Source organism: Terrisporobacter hibernicus (genome assembly GCF_020809405.1).
GTDB classification, from domain to species: domain Bacteria; phylum Bacillota; class Clostridia; order Peptostreptococcales; family Peptostreptococcaceae; genus Terrisporobacter; species Terrisporobacter petrolearius.
Genome location: NZ_CP081135.1, coordinates 746,623 through 769,268, shown reverse-complemented (window position 1 = coordinate 769,268; position 22,646 = coordinate 746,623). Strand labels below are relative to the sequence as shown.

General features: G+C 28.0%; 25 protein-coding genes and 1 riboswitch. All 25 genes read left to right on the top strand.

The genetic code is table 11. The features are described from left to right. The first annotated feature begins 6 nt into the window (after positions 1 to 6). Entirely contained in the window at positions 7 to 717 is a 711-nt protein-coding gene (locus tag JW646_RS03725) for a WbqC family protein (RefSeq protein WP_074918606.1), read from the top strand. A 21-nt stretch (positions 718 to 738) separates the two neighbouring features. Further along, a complete protein-coding gene (locus tag JW646_RS03720; RefSeq protein ID WP_228416643.1) occupies positions 739 to 2,031 on the top strand; it encodes a polysaccharide pyruvyl transferase family protein in 1,293 nt (430 codons plus the stop codon). A gap of 4 nt (positions 2,032 to 2,035) precedes the next feature. Further along, a complete protein-coding gene (locus JW646_RS03715) occupies positions 2,036 to 2,470 on the top strand; it encodes a GNAT family N-acetyltransferase (RefSeq protein ID WP_074918602.1) in 435 nt (144 codons plus the stop codon). Positions 2,471 to 2,491: 21 nt separating this feature from the next. Then, entirely contained in the window at positions 2,492 to 3,298 is an 807-nt protein-coding gene (locus JW646_RS03710; protein WP_228416642.1) for a radical SAM protein, read from the top strand. Positions 3,299 to 3,936: 638 nt separating this feature from the next. Beyond that, positions 3,937 to 5,103, top strand: a complete 1,167-nt coding sequence (locus JW646_RS03705; RefSeq protein ID WP_228416641.1) for a DegT/DnrJ/EryC1/StrS family aminotransferase — start codon at positions 3,937 to 3,939, stop codon at positions 5,101 to 5,103. Positions 5,104 to 5,380: 277 nt separating this feature from the next. Then, entirely contained in the window at positions 5,381 to 5,512 is a 132-nt protein-coding gene (gene tnpB / locus JW646_RS20325) for an IS66 family insertion sequence element accessory protein TnpB (protein WP_408647789.1), read from the top strand. 838 nt (positions 5,513 to 6,350) lie between these two features. Continuing rightward, positions 6,351 to 7,559 (top strand): flagellin lysine-N-methylase, encoded by a 1,209-nt coding sequence (fliB, locus tag JW646_RS03700; protein ID WP_228416640.1) that lies wholly within the window; start codon positions 6,351 to 6,353, stop codon positions 7,557 to 7,559. Between the two features lie 80 nt (positions 7,560 to 7,639). Further along, the gene (rfbA, locus tag JW646_RS03695; RefSeq protein WP_228416639.1) at positions 7,640 to 8,503 is read left to right on the top strand and encodes a glucose-1-phosphate thymidylyltransferase RfbA; all 864 of its coding nucleotides are present in this window, start codon (positions 7,640 to 7,642) and stop codon (positions 8,501 to 8,503) included. 127 nt (positions 8,504 to 8,630) lie between these two features. Then, entirely contained in the window at positions 8,631 to 9,608 is a 978-nt protein-coding gene (rfbB, locus tag JW646_RS03690; protein ID WP_228416638.1) for a dTDP-glucose 4,6-dehydratase, read from the top strand. A gap of 209 nt (positions 9,609 to 9,817) precedes the next feature. Beyond that, positions 9,818 to 10,498, top strand: coding sequence for a hypothetical protein (locus JW646_RS03685; RefSeq protein ID WP_074918589.1), 681 nt, complete (start codon positions 9,818 to 9,820; stop codon positions 10,496 to 10,498). Between the two features lie 143 nt (positions 10,499 to 10,641). Beyond that, positions 10,642 to 10,748: riboswitch (cyclic di-GMP riboswitch) on the top strand. Positions 10,749 to 11,268: 520 nt separating this feature from the next. Next, positions 11,269 to 11,592, top strand: a complete 324-nt coding sequence (locus tag JW646_RS03680) for a flagellar basal body protein (RefSeq protein WP_074918587.1) — start codon at positions 11,269 to 11,271, stop codon at positions 11,590 to 11,592. 4 nt (positions 11,593 to 11,596) lie between these two features. Beyond that, complete coding sequence (gene flgC / locus JW646_RS03675; RefSeq protein ID WP_074918585.1) at positions 11,597 to 12,001, top strand: flagellar basal body rod protein FlgC; 405 nt, start codon at positions 11,597 to 11,599, stop codon at positions 11,999 to 12,001. A gap of 11 nt (positions 12,002 to 12,012) precedes the next feature. Further along, positions 12,013 to 12,342, top strand: coding sequence for a flagellar hook-basal body complex protein FliE (gene fliE, locus JW646_RS03670; RefSeq protein WP_148557962.1), 330 nt, complete (start codon positions 12,013 to 12,015; stop codon positions 12,340 to 12,342). A 22-nt stretch (positions 12,343 to 12,364) separates the two neighbouring features. Beyond that, on the top strand, positions 12,365 to 13,903 hold the full coding sequence (fliF, locus tag JW646_RS03665; protein ID WP_228416637.1) for a flagellar basal-body MS-ring/collar protein FliF: 1,539 nt from the start codon (positions 12,365 to 12,367) through the stop codon (positions 13,901 to 13,903). Positions 13,904 to 13,918: 15 nt separating this feature from the next. Further along, the gene (gene fliG, locus JW646_RS03660) at positions 13,919 to 14,977 is read left to right on the top strand and encodes a flagellar motor switch protein FliG (protein ID WP_083399354.1); all 1,059 of its coding nucleotides are present in this window, start codon (positions 13,919 to 13,921) and stop codon (positions 14,975 to 14,977) included. Further along, positions 14,958 to 15,740 carry a flagellar assembly protein FliH gene (locus JW646_RS03655; RefSeq protein ID WP_228416636.1) on the top strand — a complete coding sequence of 261 codons (783 nt, stop codon included), beginning with the start codon at positions 14,958 to 14,960 and terminating at the stop codon, positions 15,738 to 15,740. The genes fliG and JW646_RS03655 overlap by 20 nt, the downstream gene beginning before the upstream one ends. Beyond that, complete coding sequence (fliI, locus tag JW646_RS03650; protein WP_074918577.1) at positions 15,737 to 17,044, top strand: flagellar protein export ATPase FliI; 1,308 nt, start codon at positions 15,737 to 15,739, stop codon at positions 17,042 to 17,044. Before JW646_RS03655 ends, fliI begins: the two co-directional genes overlap by 4 nt. A 15-nt stretch (positions 17,045 to 17,059) precedes the next feature. Then, a complete protein-coding gene (gene fliJ, locus JW646_RS03645; RefSeq protein WP_074918575.1) occupies positions 17,060 to 17,524 on the top strand; it encodes a flagellar export protein FliJ in 465 nt (154 codons plus the stop codon). After that, a complete protein-coding gene (locus JW646_RS03640) occupies positions 17,514 to 18,743 on the top strand; it encodes a flagellar hook-length control protein FliK (protein ID WP_228416635.1) in 1,230 nt (409 codons plus the stop codon). The genes fliJ and JW646_RS03640 overlap by 11 nt, the downstream gene beginning before the upstream one ends. An 11-nt stretch (positions 18,744 to 18,754) precedes the next feature. After that, complete coding sequence (locus tag JW646_RS03635; protein WP_074918570.1) at positions 18,755 to 19,261, top strand: flagellar hook assembly protein FlgD; 507 nt, start codon at positions 18,755 to 18,757, stop codon at positions 19,259 to 19,261. Positions 19,262 to 19,266: 5 nt separating this feature from the next. Further along, complete coding sequence (locus tag JW646_RS03630) at positions 19,267 to 20,079, top strand: flagellar hook-basal body protein (RefSeq protein WP_074918568.1); 813 nt, start codon at positions 19,267 to 19,269, stop codon at positions 20,077 to 20,079. A 19-nt stretch (positions 20,080 to 20,098) separates the two neighbouring features. After that, positions 20,099 to 20,917: a motility protein A gene (locus JW646_RS03625; protein ID WP_074918566.1), complete on the top strand. Its 819-nt coding sequence runs from the start codon at positions 20,099 to 20,101 to the stop codon at positions 20,915 to 20,917. Next, positions 20,907 to 21,611 (top strand): flagellar motor protein MotB, encoded by a 705-nt coding sequence (locus JW646_RS03620; protein ID WP_074918564.1) that lies wholly within the window; start codon positions 20,907 to 20,909, stop codon positions 21,609 to 21,611. The genes JW646_RS03625 and JW646_RS03620 overlap by 11 nt, the downstream gene beginning before the upstream one ends. Before the next feature lies 1 nt (position 21,612). Then, positions 21,613 to 22,005 (top strand): flagellar biosynthetic protein FliO, encoded by a 393-nt coding sequence (locus JW646_RS03615; protein ID WP_074918562.1) that lies wholly within the window; start codon positions 21,613 to 21,615, stop codon positions 22,003 to 22,005. Then, positions 21,974 to 22,642: a flagellar type III secretion system pore protein FliP gene (fliP, locus tag JW646_RS03610; protein WP_074918560.1), complete on the top strand. Its 669-nt coding sequence runs from the start codon at positions 21,974 to 21,976 to the stop codon at positions 22,640 to 22,642. The genes JW646_RS03615 and fliP overlap by 32 nt, the downstream gene beginning before the upstream one ends. The last annotated feature ends 4 nt before the right edge of the window (positions 22,643 to 22,646 follow it).

The following is a 22,646-nucleotide window of genomic DNA, read 5'->3' as shown; positions in this document are numbered from 1 at the left end:
TAATATATGAAGGTGGGGATTATGCAACCATATTTTTTCCCTTATATTGGATATTTTTCTTTGATAAATAGTGTAGATAAATTTATTCTGTTAGAGGATGTTCAATTTATAAAGCGTGGTTGGATTGAAAGAAATAGAATTCTAAGTCAGAATAGTGAATGGAATTATATAAAAGTTCCTTTAAAAAAGCATTCGCAGAACACTTTGATTTGCGACATTAAAATAAAAAATGATGATAATTGGAAAGAAAAGATTTTAAGCCAGTTAGTTCATTATAAAAAAAATGCTAAGTACTACTTTAAAACTATTGAATTAGTGAAAGAGTGCTTGAGTATACAAACAGATAGTATTACTGAACTTAATAAGCATATTTTAGTTAAAATTTGTAATTATTTGGATATAAAAACAGATATAATTATTTTTGATTCTAAAAATACACCTATAATTAAACCTAATTCACCTGATGAATGGGCATTAAATATTTGTTTGTCACTTGGAAATATTCATACGTACATGAATCCTGAAGGAGGCAAAATCTTTTTTGACATCCAAAAATACAAAAGCAAAAATATTGATATAAAATTTATTAAACAAAACTTAAAATCATATGATCAATCCAAAGTAGAGTTTATTGAGGGGTTATCTATTATTGACTTATTGATGTTTAATTCAAAAGAAGAAATTAAAAATATGTTATGTGATTATACTTATGTATAGATACGATGAAAGGAAATATTTATGAAAATTTTTATTACGGGTTTAACGACAGTTCACTGGGGAAGAATGGAATATGGCAATGTTGGTAACTTTTATATCGTTAAGAGTTTATTTGAACATATAAATAGAGTTTTTCCAGAAGCGGATGTAAACACAACATTTCAAATGACAGATGAATTTATAGAAAAGTATAATATTACTGTAAAACCCATGGATATTTATTATTGTTGGAAAGAAAATGATCTTGACAATGCATTACAAGAATTTGCGATTGCTCAATATTATAATAAGACAGGTAAGTGTATTAAAAAGACTCCTTATATAGAAGAAATTATAAGTAGTGATATTATAATTGACTTAAGTGGTGATATGTGGGGAGATTATGCGGACCATGTAGGTAAAAATAGATTTTTAGTTAATCTATTAAAAATGCGTGTTGCTCAATTATTTGGTAAAAAAACAATTTTATTTGCTGGTTCACAAGGACCATTTGAAGATGAGTTGACAAGAGATTTTGCACAAATTGTATATGAAAACTATACAGCTGTTCTTGCAAGAGAACCTCAAGCAATTGAAAATGTAAAAAAATATGGATTTGATACAAAAAACACAAAGTTATTTGCTTGTCCAGCATTTTTATTTGAACCAGTCTCTAAAGATAAAGTAACAGAAATACTAGATATAGAAAAAATAGCAAATGATAAAACACTGATTGGTGTTACTATTTGTGGTTTTAATATGGATACACAACCATATGATAAATGGCCAAGAAAAGATAGTGAATATGATAAATGGGTTGAAATTTTAGAAGATGCATACAGTAAAACAGGTGCGAGATTTGTATTTATAAGTCATTCAAATGGATTTGAGCTTCCTCCAAACTTTAAACCTATACATGGTAGAGATTATCCTATATTAAAACAGCTTCAAACTATTTTAATAAACAAGGGTAATATTCCTAAAGAAAATCTTTTGTTTTTAGAAGGAGTATATTCGCCAGAGATAATTAAAGGAGTAATAGGAAATATGGATATGATGATAACTGGTCGTGTTCATGCATCTGTTGCTGCGATATCTCAAAATGTACCTACTGTTTTTATACCATATACAGATAGTATGAAAAGTACGAAAATATTAGGATTTGCAACTTTAGCAGGAGTACAAGAGTATGTAGCATCAGAAACAGATGAAATAAAAAGAGCAATACAAAGATGTTATAATAATCGTGATGAGATTAGAACAATACTTGAAAAAAATATACCTAAAGTGAAAGAAACTGCAAAATCAACTTTTGATTATTTAAAAAGAGTATAATTATATGTATGAAATATTTGAACCAAATACATTTGATATAAATATACTTTATGAGTACCTTGTAGAAATGGATAAAGAATATGTGCCACCAATAAGTAATTTAGTTGATGACATGTTTGGGTATGCACTAAAAATATGTAAAAATGCGTATATTATTGTAGCCAAAGATAAAAAAGAGGTAATAGGCATTTATGCTATTTATATTAATGAGAAATATTCATTTATGACAACAGGAAGTGTTAAGTATCACTATAGAGGAAAAGGAATTTTTAAACAACTTATACAACAAGGTATTAATTTATCAAAAGAAAAAAAGGTTTTATATACAGAATTAGAGGTTTATGCAGAAAATGAAAGAGCTGTTTCGATATATACTCAAAATGGATATGTTTTGAATAGTGAAGACAAAGATAAGAAGACCATGCGATTGTATTTATAAAACTTGGAGGGAGTAATTATTATGAAGCAAGAGTTACATTTAAAAAGGATGGCTATACTTATTACATCAAAATGCACTTTAAAGTGCAAATTGTGTTTATCGTATTCGCCATATTATGAGCCTCAAAGACATGCTGATTTAGATTATTTAGAAAGAGCTTTTAAATCATTTTTTAGTATGGTTGATTCTGTGGACATATTTACGCTATCTGGTGGTGAGCCCCTAATGCACCCACATTTAGTTGATATATATAAAATGTTATTTTTATATGAAAATCAAATTAATAAATCTGTTGATATGGTAATTAATAGTACTTTATTACTAAAAGATGATTTACTAGATTTTCTTGAGTTAAAAAAAGATAAAATAAAAATAATATTAAGTGATTATGGGAATGGATTATCGCCTAAAATAGATGAAAATATTGAATTGCTCAAAAAAAGAAATATAGTATATCGTATTTCAAGATTTAATGGAGACAATTTATACTATGATGGATGGATAGATTTTACAGATCACTCTATTAAGTGGAATACTGTCGAAGAGCGTGACAGCAATGCTAGTAAATGTATGCAACGTGTTGGAAAATATTTTATCATAAATGAAGGTGAAATACACTGCTGTTCTAGAGGGTTTTGGCGTAGTTATAATAATATCATACCGATGATTAAAGGGGAATATGTTGATTTGTTAAATGATGATATCAGTGTTGAAGAAAAACAAAAAGATTTGAGAACAATGATATCACTTCCAAGTAGTGAATCATGCTCAAGATGTCCAGGTTTCTCGAATGATTTGCCAAGGCATTATCCAGCAGAACAACTATAATAAGAGGGTATTAATTATATTGAGAGTCAAATATTTTTAACTAAAGATTTGACTCAAAAAATGATAGATTTTGCATGAGAGAATAATATTAACATGTAAATGGATGAAAATAAAAATTTAGTCGAAAAAATCATTTCAAATAATGAAAAAATTCCTAAATTAGATAGATTTGTAAAATAATATTAAGCATTTGTGATAAAAATATGTGTTAAACAAATTAACTGGTATTAAATATGAAACTCAAGAAGAATTATTGAATTTAATGTATAATATTTTTATAAAAGTCGGTCGTATCAAAATTTACCCTATAAATGAGGCAATTTAAAAAACGATTTTATAGGGTGAATTTTGATATATACTGAAATAAATATATAAATCACCAAAAAGTAGATTATTTAGAATTTTACAATATTATGTAGTTGATATTATTTAGAATGTTTGTTAGAACATATATGAATAGATAGTTTAAGGTGTGTATACTTTAAAACTAAAAATTTAGATTTAAAGGATGAGAAGTTTTAATAAAATTAGTAGTTAAAGATGAGGATTATAAAGTTCTAAACTTAATCTCAATGATTTAGATAAGGATTAGATAAATTATATAATAAGTAGAATAGTAAAGAATATATGAGGTAGGTATGATAGCTAAGAAATTTAAAGAACCAATATATGTAACAAGACCATTACTACCAAGCTTAGATCAAGTATATAGCCAGTTGCAAGAAGTGTGGAACTCTAAATGGATTACAAATAATGGGCCTAAACATAAGGAACTAGAATCAAAATTAAAAGAATATTTGAAGGCTGACAATGTAGTTATGTTCAGCAACGGAACATTAGCATTAGAATTAGGACTAAAATCTCTAGATATAAGTGGGGAAGTTATAACAACACCATTTACATTTCCAGCAACAGTACAAGCTTTAGATAGAAATGGATTAACTCCAGTGTTTTGTGATATTGAAGACAAGACTTTAAATATAGATGCTAGTAAAATAGAAAAACTTATAACAGATAAAACAAGTGCAATTTTAGCAGTACATGTATTTGGTAATCCATGTAATGTAGAAAAAATAAAAGAAATAGCAGATAAATATAACTTAAAGGTTATATATGATGGAGCTCATGCATTTGGTAGTCATATAGATGGAAAGAGTATAGGTAGTTATGGGGATATGACAATGTTTAGTTTTCATGCAACGAAGTTATTTAATACTATCGAAGGTGGGTGTCTTGTATTTAAAGATAATAAATTATATGAAAAGCTTAATTTATTAAAGAATTTTGGGATTGTATCTCCAGAAAAAGTTGTGATATCAGGAACAAATGCAAAGCTAAATGAAGTACAGGCAGCAGTGGGGATAGAAGTTCTAAAAATTGTAAAAGAAGAAAGAAAAAGAAGAAAATATATAAAGAAAATATATGAAAATGGTTTATGTAATATACCAGGAATAAAAATAGTAAATAAGCTTGATGATGAAAATTCTAGTTATCAATATTTTACTATTGAAATCGATGAAGATAAGTATGGTATATCAAGAGATGAATTACATGTAGAACTTAAAAAATATAATATAATTACTAGGAAATACTTTTACCCTCTTTGTAGTGAGTTTGAATGGTATAAACATTTACCATCTACTAAAAAAGAAAATCTACCAGTATCACATGAAGTAGTCAAAAAAGTACTATCGATGCCTTATTATGGAGAACTAAATATAGAAGACGTTAATCAAATATGTGAAATAATAAGATATATATATGATTATAACAATGTAGAAAAATTAGTTTCTTCTAAAAAATAAAATTCAACCTTGATAATATTGAACCATATTTAAAACTTAAGCAGGAATAATATGGAAAAATTTTAAGTTGTAGAATTAAATAAGAACAATAAGTTTACTGTTAAAGAACCAGTTATTAAAAGGAATGTAAAAATAATTATATGAAATGCAACTATATATGTACCATCAGATGATTATAAATATTTATAAGTTATCATTAGGGAGTTAAGCAATGCTGAACTTAGGAATAATAACTAAAGTATACTTAGCCGTCGGCGTTACTGACCTTTGAAAAAGTATAGATGGATTAGTATTAGAAGTTCAGAATGGTTTAAAACTAGATCCTTTTGAAAAGGCATTGTTTGTATTTTGTAATAAACAACAAAATACAATTAAGATACTAAATTTTGATGAAGGGTTTGGTTATTGAAAGGTTATAAAGTGAGAACAACTTCAAAATTCAAGCCCGTTACTCAGAAAAATACTTACTAATAAGACCGTGAAATCCTTGGAATATCAAAGGTTTTACGGTTTTATTATAGTATATTAGATATAAGGGTTTTCACAATCAATAATTTAGATATAGATAATAAACTTAATCATACTTCTAAAAATGGAAGTTATATCATTTTATATGACTATCAATAAACTAGAGAAGTTCTTGTCCTAAAGCATTCTTAGGAGATTATTAAGGATAACTTCAAACTGATGGACATACTGGATATAATAAAGTCAAAAGTGCTAAAATTGTATATTCCCTAGCATATATATGCAGAAAATACTATAAAATAGTATCAAACCTAGATAAAGAAGACCTAAAAAATTAAGAGCAATAAAGGGTTTAGTTATTGTAAACAAATATGTGCAATTGAAAACGAGTTAAGAGAAAGCTACAGTGAAAGAGATAATTCTTTTATATTAGATATAAAGAAAGATTAAAACGAACAGCTCCTCTTCTTGATGAATTTGAACAATATACTAAAGTTGAGATAGAAAATGTAATGCCTTGGTCTAAACTTCTACCAGAAGATCTAAAAATACAGTCAAAATAGGTTTCTACATTTAAATATAAAATTGTAGCCAATAGTAATAGAAATGAGATTTCTAAACTATTGGCTTTATTATATCAATTTTAAATTATATATTTTAGGCGTCAAATCTCTTATGCTTACCTTTATTTTGTTGAAGTATAAAGTTATATTAGAATATGTCGTATAAATTAATTCGACAGGTATTATAGAAAACAGTATAGTAGGGAGATATAGGTTATGGAATTTTTGAGTATGGAATATTATAAAAAATTTAAATGTATAGGAAGTAAGTGTGAAGACCATTGCTGTAAAGATTGGGCTATAACTATAGATAAAAAAACTTTTAAAAATTACAAAAAATTAAAGAAAACAAATTTCTCTAATAAATTAAATTCAAGTATAACTAGAAACAGAAAATCAACATGTGATAATAGTTATGGTAAATTCAAATTAAATAATGGAGTTTGTCCTATGTTATCAGAAGATAGACTATGTGAGATATATTTAAACATAGGTGAGAGAAATATGTGTAATACATGTAAGACTTATCCAAGAACCTATAACAAGGTAAATAATAGAATTGAGGCCTCATTAACACTATCATGTATTGAAGTGGCTAAAAATATATTATTAAGTAAAGAATGTATAGAATTTAGTCTTGAAAATAAAAATATATCTAATATAAAATTTAATAATGAGATAAATAAAAATAAGACTAAATCATATGTTGTGAATAATTTTGATGAAATTAGGTCATTTTGTATAAGTTTAATTCAGGAAAGAAAATATACTATAGAAGAAAGATTAGCTGTATTAGGATTATTTATTAAAAACTTATCAGAAATAAATGACAGTAATTTAGTTAATGACCTTATACAAGATTATCAAAATAGAATAAATAATAATATATATCATGGAATTTTAAATAAGTTTGGATTAGAAAATTTAATAGGTGTACAAAATCAATTTTGCACAGAAATTTATAATGTAATTTTATCAAAAGGTATAAGTGATAATAGGTTTATAGATAAATTTGATAAAGCAATTGAATACTTAAAACTAAATGAAAGTAATATTAAGCAAAGAGAAGAAGTATTAAATAAATCATTACAAAATGAATATTCAGATTTTATAAGTGAGTACAAATATATATATGAGAATTATTTAGTTTCATATATATTTAATAGTTTATTCCCAGTAAGTAATATGTCATTAAATTATACTTATAATGATTTGATTATTAGATTTTCTTTAATAAAAATAACGTTAATAGGTTTATGTGGATATTATAAAAGTGAAATGAAAGTGGATTATGCTGTAGATTTTATACAAAGTTTTGTAAAAGTTGTGGAGCATAATGTTACTATTGTTGAAAAATTAAAGAAATTTTTAAATGAAAATAATATAAATTCCTTAGCGCATATGATGGTAATGATAGGGAAATAAATTAATGATAATATTATAAATATATAAATAGAATTAATCTAAGAAAATATAATAAAATGAGATTAAACAGGAGAAAAAACATGAAAGGAATTATATTGGCGGGAGGATCAGGAACTAGATTGTATCCTTTGACAAAGGCAATATCAAAACAGCTATTGCCAGTGTATGATAAACCAATGATATATTATCCATTATCAGTATTAATGTTAGCTGGAATAAAAGATATATTAATCATTTCAACACCAAAAGATATAGATTTATTTAAAGGTGTATTTGGAGATGGAAGTCATTTGGGAATAAGTATTGAATATAAAGTTCAGCAAAAGCCAAAGGGAATTGCAGAAGCATTTATAATTGCAGAGGAATTTATAGGCTTTGACAAAGTAGCATTAGTACTAGGGGATAATATATTTTATGGAGCAGGGCTTAGTGGAGTTTTACAAAAAGCAGCACAAAGTAAAGGGGCGACCATATTTGGTTATCATGTAAATAATCCTACGGATTTTGGAGTTGTAGAATTTGATGAAAATTATAACGTATTATCTATAGTTGAAAAGCCGGAATCACCAAAGTCTAATTATGCTGTCCCGGGGTTGTATTTTTTTGACAATGATGTAATAGAAATATCAAAAAATATATTGCCTTCACAAAGAGGAGAGTTAGAAATAACATCTATAAACGAAGAGTATTTAAAAAGAAATAAACTGAATGTTATGATATTAGGAAGAGGAACTGCGTGGTTTGATACGGGTACGCATAGAGGCTTATTAGAAGCATCTAATTTTGTAGAAGCAATACAAACTAGGCAGGGGCTATACATATCTTGTATAGAAGAGATTTCGTTTAGAAAAGGATACATAGATAATAGACAATTGTTAGATTTAGCAAAGCCACTAATGAAAACTGAATATGGTCAATATTTAGTTGACTTAATAAAATATTAAAAATACTAAACTTGTTATTTTATATAATAAGTTTAGTATTTTTATGACTAGGATGTTATAGAAATAAAAATAAAACTATGATTTATATTAAACAACAAAGAATTATAAAAGTATAAAAGGAGTTAAAATGAAAAAAATTTTAATAACAGGTGGAGCAGGTTTTATAGGTAGTAATTTTATTAGATATATGATAAATAAATATGAAGATTATAATATAGTTAATTTAGATTTGTTGACTTATGCGGGCAATCTTAATAGTTTAAAAGATTTAGAATGCAAAAAAAATTATAAATTTATAAAAGGAGACATAAGTGACAGAGAATTTATACTAAGATTATTTGAAAAAGAAAATTTTGAAATGGTTATAAATTTTGCTGCAGAATCCCACGTAGATAAATCCATAAGCAATCCAAGTGTATTTATGCAAACAAATATAGTAGGCACTCAAGTTTTATTAGAAGCATGCAGAATACATGGGGTAAAAAGATATCATCAAGTATCTACTGACGAAGTTTACGGTCAATTGCCATTAGATAAAAAGGAATTGCTATTTACAGAAAATACACCTTTAAATCCAAGTTCTCCTTATTCTGCGTCTAAGGCATCAGCGGATTTTATAGTGAATTCATATAATAAGACATATAATATGCATACAACGATTTCTAGATGCTCTAATAATTATGGACCATATCAAAACTGCGAAAAACTTATTCCCTTAAGTATTACAAAAGCTTTAAATAATGAAAAAGTGCCTTTATATGGAAGTGGGGATAATATAAGAGATTGGTTACATGTAAATGATCATTGTGAAGCCATAGATTTAATTTTGCATAAAGGTAAAATAGGAGAAGTATACAATATTGGCGGTAATAGTGAAAAAACAAATCTGGAAGTTTTAAAGTGTATATTAAAAACATTAGGTAAATCTGAAGAACTTATTATATATGTGAAAGATAGGGCGGGACATGACTTAAGATATGCAATAGATTCTAGCAAATTAAAAGATGAATTAGGATGGAAGCCTAGATATACCTTTGAAAATGGAATAATAGAAACAATAGAATGGTATTTGCAAAATGAGATTTGGTGGAATTCAAATAAATAGTAAATATAAATATATGAGTTTAACTAATAAAATTTAAACAAAAGTATATAGTTACAAGTTATAAATAATCATTATTAAATGCTTAAACTATTTGTAAAATGTATATAAATCATAAAGTTTATGAAAAAGATACCGTACTATAATTATAGGGAAATTATGGAAAAATAAGTGCATGAATTAATAAATGTTTATAAAAGTGAGGAAAAACTATGATTATAATAGGGGAGAAGGCATATTTAAAAACACATGATAAAAGAGAAATTCAAGAGCTAGATATTGATAATAAAATCAATAAAACTATAAAAGCACACAATGATGAAATAAAGTCTACTAAAGTTCTAAGAAAAGAATCAAAAACAAGCAATAATGACATGTATAACAACCTAAAAAATAAAGCTAGCATATTAAATAGAGATAAAAGACATATTCAAGATAAAGTATCAGAAATTCAAATCAAGCAGCAAAAAGTAGAAAATATGGAAGAGTCACTAAATCAAATAAAATCATACTACCTTAGCTCTATAAGAAGAGCTAAACAAGAAGAAGAGAAAGAGAAAGTTAAAGTTAAAATAAATAAAATAAAAAAAGAAGTAGATGATTTAAATAGTGAATGTATAACTGAGGTAACAGAACTAAAAGAGTCACAGGATATAATAGATGCTATAGGTACAGCTTTAAACAAAATAAATGATATTAAAAATAAACTTGAACAGTACAAATCAAAATTAATGAATCTTGAATGCTTAGTAGATAAAAGTAAGAACGAATTGAATTTAGAAGAAAAAAAGATAGAAACAAATTTAGATGAAAATATAATATTAAATCCACTAGATTTTATAAGTATAAGTGGTGATTTAAATATAGGAATTGTTGTAGATATTATAATATAAAACAAATATAATTTAATTGCAAATTATAATTTTTTTATAATGTCATAATTTAACTTTGATTTTTGAAAAAATAGTATATATTTCCATTTTATTTGTGGGTTTTATTGAAAAAAGTTAGAAAATATGATACTTTATACATAAAAGTAATATATTGGCAAATTTGGAGAAATCCAAAGACGCAAAGCTAAAGGGGCTACGGTAAAATTAATTATTTAAATAATATAATTTGCTATGCCAGCCAGTTGCCTAAGAATTTACATTCTTTGTTATTATAATTATCCCTTAATTATTTATATGAGTGTTTTTATGAATTTTTTGTATACTTTAAGGAGATTTTATAATATTTTCGATGGTGACTATCCTTATTATTGGGATAGTTTTTTTATTATTTGAACTAATATACAGAATACTGATTATTTTTGAAAAATTTAAATAAATATTTTTTTAGAAAATTTTAAAAAATTAAATAAATAATGAAAAAATAATTAAAATGTAAAAAAAAGTAAATATAAAAGTTGTAAAAAAGTCGAAAAAATATATTTTTTTAAAAACGAATAACAAAAAAAGGTGTATAATAGAAGAGGCAATAGAAAAAAATGTCAAAAATTCATATTTATGTAAAAATAAAATTACATGGGGGTGCATAAATATAATTATGAATTTAATTTAATTTACATTTGAAATTTAAAAATGTATGAGAAATATTAAGGTGGATAAGTTGAAAACGATATTAAGGTAGTTGTTCAAATTATGAAATTAGGGAGGTATATATGGAAATATACAGTTTGATGAAAATGGGATTAGATGCGACAGAGTTGAGAAGTAAGGTAATCGCAAATAACATTGCAAACATAAATACTGTAGGCTATGAAAGAAAATATGTTGATTTTGAAGATACGCTAACAGATAAATTAGAAGATGCCAAAATTGAAGTAAAAACAGAGAAAAATGCATCTATGAGGGAAGATGGAAATAATGTTGACCTAGAAAATGAAAAAGTAAATCAAGCTGCCTCGACTCTACAATATAATGCCTTAGTAAGTTTAACTAATACGAAAATTGCAATGACCAAAAGTATAATTTCGGGGAGGTAAATAAATGAGTGTTTTTAGTGGGATGAGAATCAGTGCCAGTGGTTTATCCGCAGAGCGTATGAGGATGGATGTTATATCTTCTAATATAGCAAATGTTAAGACAACAAGAACTGAAGATGGAGATGCCTATAAACGTAAAATTGCTACATTTGAAGAAAATTACGACGAAAAACTAGGAATGCTTGGAGTAAAGACCGCATCAATACAAAATGATAATTCGCCTATGAATAGAGTGTATGAGCCAAGTCATCCTGACGCAGATGAAGAAGGGTATGTAGAATACCCAAATGTTGATTTACTAGTAGAAATGACTGATTTAATATCAGCATCAAGATCATATGAGTCAAATATAGATACATTAAATGCACAAAAAAGTATGATTTCAAAAGCTTTAGAAATTGGAAAATAAGGGGGGATTAGATGCAGGGGATAGAGAGTATAAATATAAATTCTGATATGTTTTCGAATATAATAGACAACAATTATACGAATAAAAATTTAAACAAGGAACAACCAATTGATGACTCAAAAATTAAATTTGGTGATGTTATATCGCAAGCTATTAATAAAGTTAATGGAACTCAGGTAGAAGCAAATAATATGGTAGAAGCTCTTATAAAGGGAGAAGATGTTTCTATGCATGATGTGATGTTATCAATGCAGGAATCCCAAATATCAATGCAACTTATGTTAGAAACAAGAAATAAATTATTTGAGGCCTACAAAGAATTAAGCGGAGTGCAACTGTAGCCTATAAATAAGGAGCAAATACATGGAATTTAAAGGAATTATAAGTAAAGTAAAAGATACTTTTCAAAAGAAAAAGGAACAATTTAAAGAACTTAAAAAAGAAAAGAAAATAGCAATTGTAGTAGGTGTTGTAGCTGTTATATTGGCTTTAGCATTTGGAGTTAAGTATATAAATGATAGTAAATATCAACTCTTGTTTTCAGGACTAACATCAGAAGATGCAATATCAATTACTAAAGAACTTGAAAATCAAGGGGTAGAGATGAAGGTTGAAGGCGATAGTATTTATGTACCAAAGGAACAGGTAGATAAGTTGAGGCTTGAGTTATCAGGTGGTATTTCAAATGGTTCAAAAGGATTTGAATTGATGGATGAAACATCTTCGTTTGGTCTTACAGATGAAGAATTTAGTATTAAGAAACAAAGAATGGTTCAAGGAGAAATAGAAAAGACTATAAAAACTTTCCAACAAGTTGAGGATGCTAGAGTTAACATAACCCAAGGTCAAGAATCTGTATTTTCAGATGAAGGAACTCCTGGTAGCGCTGCTGTAGCAATAACTTTAAAGGCAGGTCAATCTTTAGAACCATCTCAAATAAAATCCATTATGTCATTAGTTTCGGCAAGTAGCACGAATATTCCGAAACAAAATGTAGAAGTAGTAGATCAGAACATGAATTTATTATCAGATGGTTTATTTGATGATAAAGGTAATGCTTCAAATTCAAATGGAATAGATGTGGCACTAAAATCAGAAAAAGAACTAAGTAGAAATCTTGAAAAATCAATTGTTAGCTTACTAGAGCCTATATTTGGAGCAGGAAAGGTTAAGGCTACAGTAAATGCAGACTTAAACTTTGATAACAAAGAGATAACTGAGACTTCAATAAGTCCTAAGACAGTAGTCATGAAGGAAAGTAGAAGTGAAAATAAAACTACAGAACAAGGAAATACAGGTGGATCAGTAGACAATAATATGAATAACGTATCAGGTGCTAATGATGGAACTACATCAAGTAAAGATGAGAGCATTGAGTATGATACAGGTAAAAAAGAAACAAAAACTACAAAAGCTCAAGGGGAGTTAAATAAAATAACAGCATCTGTTGCAATAGATGGAATATTAACAGATGCACAAATAACAAATGTTAATGATATGGTAGCAAATACCATAGGTATGGATGAAAAAAGAGGAGACGATGTGAAAGTCGTAGCAATGGACTTTGGAGCTAATGCCGACGAAGCATCTAAAGAAAGTGGTATAAGTGATAATATGAAATTATTAGGATTTGTATTATTAGCAGTAGCCTTAGCAGGCGTAGTTGCCTTCATCGTAATAAACAGAGCTAAAAAGAAAAAAGAAGAAGAATATGAAAATTATGATGATGTAGATGAAATAGAACTAATTAATAGAAAAATAGAAGAAATGGAAGGTTCTTCAAAATCAGATAATGAAGATGACGAAGAAGAAAGTATTACATTAGAAGAAGAAGTGAGAAAATACGCTTCAGAAAATCCTGATAGGGTTACAGATTTAATAAATAGTTGGTTAAATGTATAAAAGGGTGAGTATATTTTGAATACAGAAATTAATAAATCAGAAAATGCCTTCGATTTAGGTAATATACCAAAAGTAAGGCGTGTAACAGGGGCAAGAAAAGCAGCAATATTATTGATGACTTTAGGTCCAGAAGCTTCAACGGAAGTATTGAAAAATTTATCAGATAAGAAGATACAAAAAATAGGGGTAGAAATAGCAAATATTAATACCATCAACGCAAGAGAAAGAAGAGAAATATTACAAGAATTTATTGAGCTAAACAAAGGAAAAGAATATGTAATGGAAGGTGGTATAGAAAGTGCTACATCATTACTTCACGGAGCATTAGGTAGCCAAAGAGCTGGAAAGCTGCTTGAAGGAATCAAATATGATGCATATACAAAATTGTTTATGGGTGCAAGAAAAGCTGAACCAGAACAAATTTTAGCTTGTATACAAGGAGAAAGTACTCAAACCATAGCTGTGATTTTAACACATATTCAACCTGATAAAGCAGCTGTAATACTAGCTGAGCTTCCTGAAAAAGTTAAGAATGAAGTATCTTTAAAGATAGGTTCAGCTTCTTCTATTTCTCCAAATGTTATAAAAGCCATAGATAAAGCGGTTGAAAAGAAACTAGCTAATTTAGGTCAAAGGGAGATAGAAAGTAGTGGTGGAGTTGATAGCCTTGTAAATATACTTGGAAATGTTGATAGGAAAACAGAAAAAAGTATTATCAAGTATATAGAAGATAGAAATGATGAATTAGCAGAAGAAATTAAATCGAACATGTTCATATTTGAAGATATTGTTAGACTTGAAAATATTGCAATTCAAAGAATTCTTAAAGAAATTAATGTTAAAGATATTGCCTTTGCTCTTAAAGGTGCATCTAAAGATGTTTCAGAAACTATATTCAAAAATCAATCTCATAGAGCATCACAAGCTCTTAGAGAAGAGATTGATTTATTAGGAAAGGTAAAAATATCTCAAGTAGAAGAAGCGCAACAAAATATAGTCAATACTATAAGACGCCTTGAAGATATGGGAGAAATAAATTTAACTAGAGGCTCAGATGATGAATTTATTGTGTAATATTATTAAAGCAGAGGAAGTAGAAATACTTGGTAAAAGAAAAATAAAAGTTAACTCAAATATATCTAACTTTGAAATTGCAAGTGATGAATTTGATATGAAAAGAGAAAATGAAATGGCACAAATCAAAGAAGAAGTTGAGTTAAAATTAAAAGAAGCAAAAGAGCAGAGGGAGCAAATTATCAAAAATGCTCAATCAGAGGCAGAAATAATTATAGAACAATGCAAAGAAGAAGTTTCTAATATAGAAAAAAAAGCATATGAAGAAGGACATAAACAAGGACTAAAAAATGGATATGAAGATGGCTATAAAGAAGTATATGAAGAGTATGTTGAAAAAGCCAAAGAAGAAGCCAATAAAATAATTGATAATGCTAATAACATTTTAATTCAATCTAATCAAGAAATATCAAACTATATGAAAGAAAATAGAAATAAAATCTTAAATATGAGCATTAGTATAGCAGAGCAAGTGTTAAGAGAAAAATTTGAAGATGTTTCGGCAATGGATAAGTTAATAGGAAATGTTATAGAAGAATATGAACTTAAAGAAAATTTTGTTATAAAAGTCAATCCTACATATAAAGAAAGCTTGGATAAACAAGTACTAGCATTAAAAGAATCTTATAAGCTAAATGGAGACGTATTTGTTCTAGGAGACGAGTCAATCCAAGTTGGAAATGCAATAATAGATAACGTTAATGGCAGCTTAATAGTTGGAATTGATGGAGTAATAGAAAAAATAAAAGAGGAATTACTATGATTAATATAGAGTTTGAAAAACTTATAAAAAAAATTAAAGATATTCCTTCAGTAATATGTGAGGGAAAAGTAAAAAAAATCATAGGGCTTACTCTAGAAGTTGAAGGAGTTAAATGCTTTGTAGGTGAATTGTGCCACGTTTATAACAATAAGAACGAGCCAATTAACTGTGAAGTTGTTGGATTTAAGGATGGGGATGTAATATTAATGCCCCTTGGCGAGTTAGCAGGAATAGGTCCAGGGTGTAGGGTTGTAGCTCAAGGAATACCGTTAAGTGTAAGATGTAGTGATGACCTTTTAGGGAAAGTCCTGGATGGGTTAGGTAATCCTATAGATGAAGAGACAATAATATCAGGTGAAAGGTACAGCTTGCTTAATGAACCGCCAGATCCTATGAAGCGACCGAGAATAACAAATATAATGCCTACGGGAATAAGAGCTATTGATGGTTTTTTAACTTGTGGGGAAGGTCAACGTATAGGAATATTTGCTGGAAGTGGAGTAGGGAAAAGTACAACTTTAGGAATGATAGCAAGAACAGCAGAGGCAGATGTAAATGTAATTGCTCTTGTTGGAGAAAGAGGGAGAGAAGTTCTCGATTTTATAGAAAGAGATTTAGGAGAAGAAGGGATGAAGAAATCAGTAGTAGTTTGTGCTACTTCTGATAAATCACCTTTAGTTAGACTAAAAGGAGCTTTAACTGCAACTGCCATTGCAGAATATTTCAGAGACAAAGGGAAAAAAGTAATACTTATGATGGATTCTGTTACTAGGTTTGCAATGGCACAAAGAGAAGTGGGGCTAGCTATAGGAGAACCACCAGCTCAAAAGGGATATACCCCTTCAGTATTTGCTATGTTACCAAAATTGATGGAGAGAACAGGGACTTCAGAAAAGGGATCCATAACAGCCTTTTACACAGTTTTGGTAGATGGTGATGATCTAAATGAACCTATTGCGGATACAGTAAGAGGGATATTAGATGGACATATAGTTTTATCAAGAACATTGGCCCATAAGAATCATTATCCAGCCATAGATATATTAAATAGTGTAAGCAGACTTATGAAAGAAATATCGGATGATAAGCATAATCAGGCTGCATCTTATGCAAGAGATATACTTGCAACTTATAAAGATGCAGAAGACTTAATTAATATTGGAGCATATAAAGAAGGGTCTAATAAAAATATTGATATGGCAATTGAATATATTGATTCTGTCAATGATTTTTTAAAACAAAATGTAAATGAAAACACATTATTCGAAGATAGTAAAAATTCATTGATAAATATGTTTTCCTAAAGGAGAGTAAAGTAGTTGAAAAAATTTAAGTTCAAACTAGAAAAATTACTAGACATAAATATAAAAGAGGAAGATGAAAGTAAGTTAATATACACTCAGGCTCAAAATGAAAAAAGAATAGTAGAAAAAAATTTAGAAAGACTTGAAGAAAATTATAAAAAATATTCAGATATTACTAGGGCTAATGATGTAATCTCACAAAAGGTTACAATAAACTATTTATCCACTCTTACACAGTCTATAAAGTTGACAGATGAGAAACTTAAAGAGGAAGAAAAGAAAGTCATTGAAGCTCAAAATGACCTAATACAAAAACAGATAAAAAGAAAATCATTAGAAATTCTTAAAGAAAAAGAAATGGAGAGAGTAAAAAAAGAGGAAGAAAGAATAGAACAAATCACAAATGACGAGTTTGCTCTCTATGCATATATAAGAAAGAATGTAAATGTTTCACAAAAAGGTGGTAAATATGGAATTTAATTTGAGTTTATCAACAACTGTAGCAGATATTATCAAGTATTTCCAAGGAAATGGAGAAAATGTCTCAGGGGAAACAGAACAAGGAATATTTGATAACGTATTAGAAGGAATATTTGAAGATGGTGATAAATCGGAGGATATAGACTATAACTTGATTTTGAATTTATTAAATAATCTGAAATTATTTAATAATGAAGAAAGCTTACAACATGTAGATAAAGTTAATATTGACTTAGATAAGGTGGAAAGTTCAAATAATATTTGTAGTAACGTCAATGAAACAGAACTTAATATAATATCAAATAGTAATGAGATTAACACGAACTTACTAAGTAGTAAAGAAGTAGAAGTGTTAAAAGATTTAAAGAATAAGTTTGAAATAGTAAACAATGAAACTATTGGAATTGAGTTAAATGATAAAGAAATTGAAGTATTAAAAAAATTAGATAGTATTATGTCTAATAATAAAATAGAAAATGATAGTGAAATGCCTGATATAAATAAATTAAGTGATGTTGAAATAGAAAATAGTCAAAATAGAATTAATGACAAAACCGTTAATAGTGAAAAATTTAGTCAACTGGAAACTAGTAATACAACAGATAAACTTAACTTGATTAGAAATAATGAGTTAGATGAAGAAAAGGATAAAGATAAAGATAAAGAATTAAACACCTTAGAGAATATTTTAAATGGGGATAATGATAGCAATTTTATTATAAATAATAATCAAGTAATTAATAAAGAGGCAAATTCTATAAACGCTATTTCGCGACAAGAAGCTCCAATAATTAGACAAGAGTATATTGGAGAAGACATCATTAAAACTGTTAAATATTTAAAAGCTAGTGGGCAAGAAGAAATAACTATTAAAATAAGTCCAAGAGAGCTAGGTGATATGACTATTAAACTTATTAATAATCATGAGGAAGCTAGTGTTGCCATTGTAATTAGCAAAAGTGATGTTTTTAATTTAATTAATGAAAACCAAAGTGAGATAGCAAAACATCTAAAAGATCTAAATATTAATGTAAAAGAAATTTCAGTTGAAATGAAAGGCAATACTCAAAATAGTTTCTCTTCAAACTTAAATCAAGAGTTTGAGAGAAATAACCAAAGAAATCAACAGGAGCGAAAGAAAAATATCAGTTTTGTAGATGAATCCACTGAAGAAATTGAAGAAGTGACAATGGAAGATAATGTAAATATTTTAATTTAAGGGAGTAGTAAATGAGTGATATAGCAGGTATAAATAAAAATAGCGCAGTAACTGAAAAAGGAACAAAGGTTTTTGACGCAGGTGATAACACAGATAAAGATTTATTTCTAAAATTGTTAGTAGCTCAGATGACAAACCAAGATCCATTTAATACTCAAGATCCAACTCAATATGTAACACAATTAGCACAATTTAATATGCTAGAGCAAACTATGTCTCTTAATGATAATATGGAGTATTTAATAGGGATGACAAATGGTCTTTTAGTAAATTCAGCAATGGGCTCGGCATCAGCATTAATAGGGAAAGATGTTGAAGTATATGTCCCTAAAGAAGACGGATATGATACTACAAAGACAATGTCAGGAAAAGTTGAAAGTGTTCATATAAAAGATGGAGTTGTATATATGAATATAAGAGATTCAGAAAGTGGCAAATTGGTAGAAGTTGAATATGGAGCTCTTACTAAAGTAAAGGGTAATAATACAAATATAGAAGAAGATAACAAGGGGGAATAATTTTAATGTTAAGATCGATGTATTCAGGAATAAGTGGTATGAAGGCAAACCAAACTAAGATGGATGTAGTTGGTAATAATGTTGCAAATGTAGGAACAACAGCATTTAAGAAAAGTAATGTTAGATTTAGTGATGCACTATATCAAACTTCAATATATGCAAGTTCTCCAGGGACTATAGTTGGTGGAGTAAGTCCAGGACAAGTAGGTATAGGAACAAAAGTAAGTGGTATGTTTAAAAACACTGTACAAGGAAATATACAAACAACTGGTAGAAGTTCTGATTTAGGTATTGACGGAGATGGATACTTTACTGTTCAAATTGGTCAAAATCAATATGCATATACTAGAGATGGATCTTTTAATATTGATAAAGAAGGTAATTTAGTTACAGCTGATGGATATAAAGTAGTTGGAACTGATAAAAAACCTATTCAAATACCTAAAGAACAAAATGGTCAAAAAGTATTATCTTATAATATATCAAGTGAGGGAGAGGTATCATATCTTTTGGCAGATGGTAGCAAATATCCACAAGGAGGAACTGGTGCTCAGAAACTAGGAATAGCAGTATTTCAAAATCCAGAGGGTCTTGAAGCATTAAGTAGTAACCTTTATGGTGTATCAGCTAACTCGGGAGATCCTATTTTAAATGCAGCTTACGGAAATATAAAACAAGGTGCTATAGAAATGTCAAATGTTGACTTATCAGAAGAGTTTACAGAAATGATAGTAACAACAAGAGCCTTTCAGGCAGCCAGTAAGGTAATAACTACTAGTGATGAGTTATTACAAGAAATTATTAATCTAAAAAGATAGAAAACAGAGGAGGTAAGACATGAAAAAGTCAGACATATTAACTCCTATTGGTTTTTTATTTGTATTAGCTGTTCTATTCTTTGGAATAGCACAAGATAAAGCAGGGGTGGGGGCATTTATAGATATGCCATCCTTTGTTATAACAGTAGGGGGTTCATTTGCTGCAGTATTAATTACATTCTCGTTAGACGATCTAAAACAGATTCCAGGGTCAATGAAAGTAGCTATGCAAATAAACAGAACTAATAAGGTAGATTTAGTTAGTCAATTTAAGGAACTATCTAGAAAAGTTAGAAAAGATGGACTACTATCAATCGAAGATAATGTTGAAGAAATAGAAAATGAATTTATGAAAAACGGATTAGAGCTTGTAATTGATGGTATTGATATGGAAAGTATAGAAGAAATACTAGAAAACCAGATTAATATATTTGAAAGTAAATATGAAAATAGTTCTAAAGTGTATAAATTATGGGGATCCTTTGCACCAGCAATGGGAATGGTTGGTACTTTAATTGGTCTTATACAAATGCTTGCAGGAGGACTTAACGATGCAGCTGCTATTTCATCAGGAATGGCAAAGGCATTAATAACAACTTTTTACGGTACAATACTTGCAAATACAATACTTAACCCAATAGGATACAATATACAAACTAAGTGTGAAAAAGAAGTTCAGCTTATGGAAATGATAATTTGTGGAATAGGAAGTATTCAAAATGGTGAAAGTTCAAGAATTATCGAAGAAAAATTATTAACATATTTAAGTGATTCAGAAAAGAAAAATTACTTTAAAAGAGATGTTGACGATAGTGAGGTAGATGGAGATGTCGCGTAAGAAAAAAAAAGGTGATGATATTAATCCTAACGCGTGGTTAGATACCTATGCAGATACAATAACACTCCTTCTTACATTTTTTATACTTCTATATTCAATGTCATCTGTTGATGCTAAAAAACTAAACGAATTATCAAATGCATTGCAAAGGTCTTTAAGAGGTGATGTTAAAGTAGAAGAACTATCAGATATTAAAGAAATAGCTACTAATAATGAAAAAACTTCAGAGCAAATACAAGAAGATCTAGTAAAAAAGGTAAATGAAACAATTGAAGCAAATTCCTTTACTGATGTTATTAAAGTTAGAGATGAAGATAGAGGGGTAGTGCTTCAACTAGATGAAACAATATTATTTGATCCTGGTAAAGCAGATTTGATGAAGAAAAGTCAAAATGTATTAAATATGGTTACAAAAATCGTTAAGGATCTACCAAATGATGTACTAATTGAAGGAAATACAGATGATATTCCTATGTTTAACAAAGAGTTTCAATCTAACTGGGAATTATCAACTGCAAGAGCAGTAAGTGTTGTAAAGTATTTTGTTTCAGACAAAAAATTAGATCCAACAAGATTTTCAGTTAAAGGATATGGTGAATACAAGCCCTTAGTAAAGAATAACTCTGCAAAAAATCGAACAATAAATAGAAGAGTTGATATATTAATAGTTAAGGAACAGCAAAAGGAGAAATAAAATGGACAATATACTAAAATATATTATAAATTTAATAGTATTTGTACCTTTTACCATTGCTTTAATAATAATAACTATAAGACTTAGTAAATCAAGCATTAATGGAATAGCAAAAAACAAATACATAAAAGTTTTAGAAAGAACAAATTTGAATAAAGATACAGAACTATATGTTTTAAAAGTAGGTGATGAAGGCTGCGTTATAGTCTCATCATCTACCAAAACAGACACAATAAAAGAGCTTACAAGTCATCAAATAGAAGAAATAGAAAGAAAACAAGAAGAGGTTAAAATTAATAATAGAAATAATATAAATTTAAAATTAAAAGACATAAAAAAATTTAGATTAAAGGAGATAAAAAATGAACGAAATAATACAAATGATTTCAAATAATCAACAAGAACTCACTCCTTTAATAGAACTATTTATTGTTATGACCCTTATGATGTTTTTGCCAACAATGGTTTTTATGATGACGAGCTTTATAAGAATCATCATTACATTTTCATTTATTAAGTCGGCTTTAGGTGCTACACAATCTATTCCAAATCAAATATTAATAGGAATAGCATTGTCATTAACAATTTTTATCATGGCTCCTACAATAAACTCAATAAATAATGAAGCTATTAAGCCCTATATGAATGAAGAAATAAAATTTGATGAGGCAGTAGAAAAGGCGCAAGTTCCTATTAAAAAATTCTTGCTAAATCAAACAAGAGAAGATGATTTAAAGCTATTTATAGAAAGTGCTGATATAGATAAAACTAATTTAAATAGAGAGAATGTACCGCTTAGTGTATTAGTACCAGCATTTGCAATAAGTGAATTAAAAACTGCTTTTCAGATCGGGTTTTTAGTTTATTTACCATTTTTACTAATAGACTTGGTAGTTTCAAGTACCCTAATGTCTATGGGGATGTTCATGCTTCCGCCAGCTATGATATCTTTGCCATTTAAATTATTGTTATTTATTATGGTAGATGGTTGGAATTTATTGATTAAATCTTTGTTATTAAGTTTCAAATAGTTAG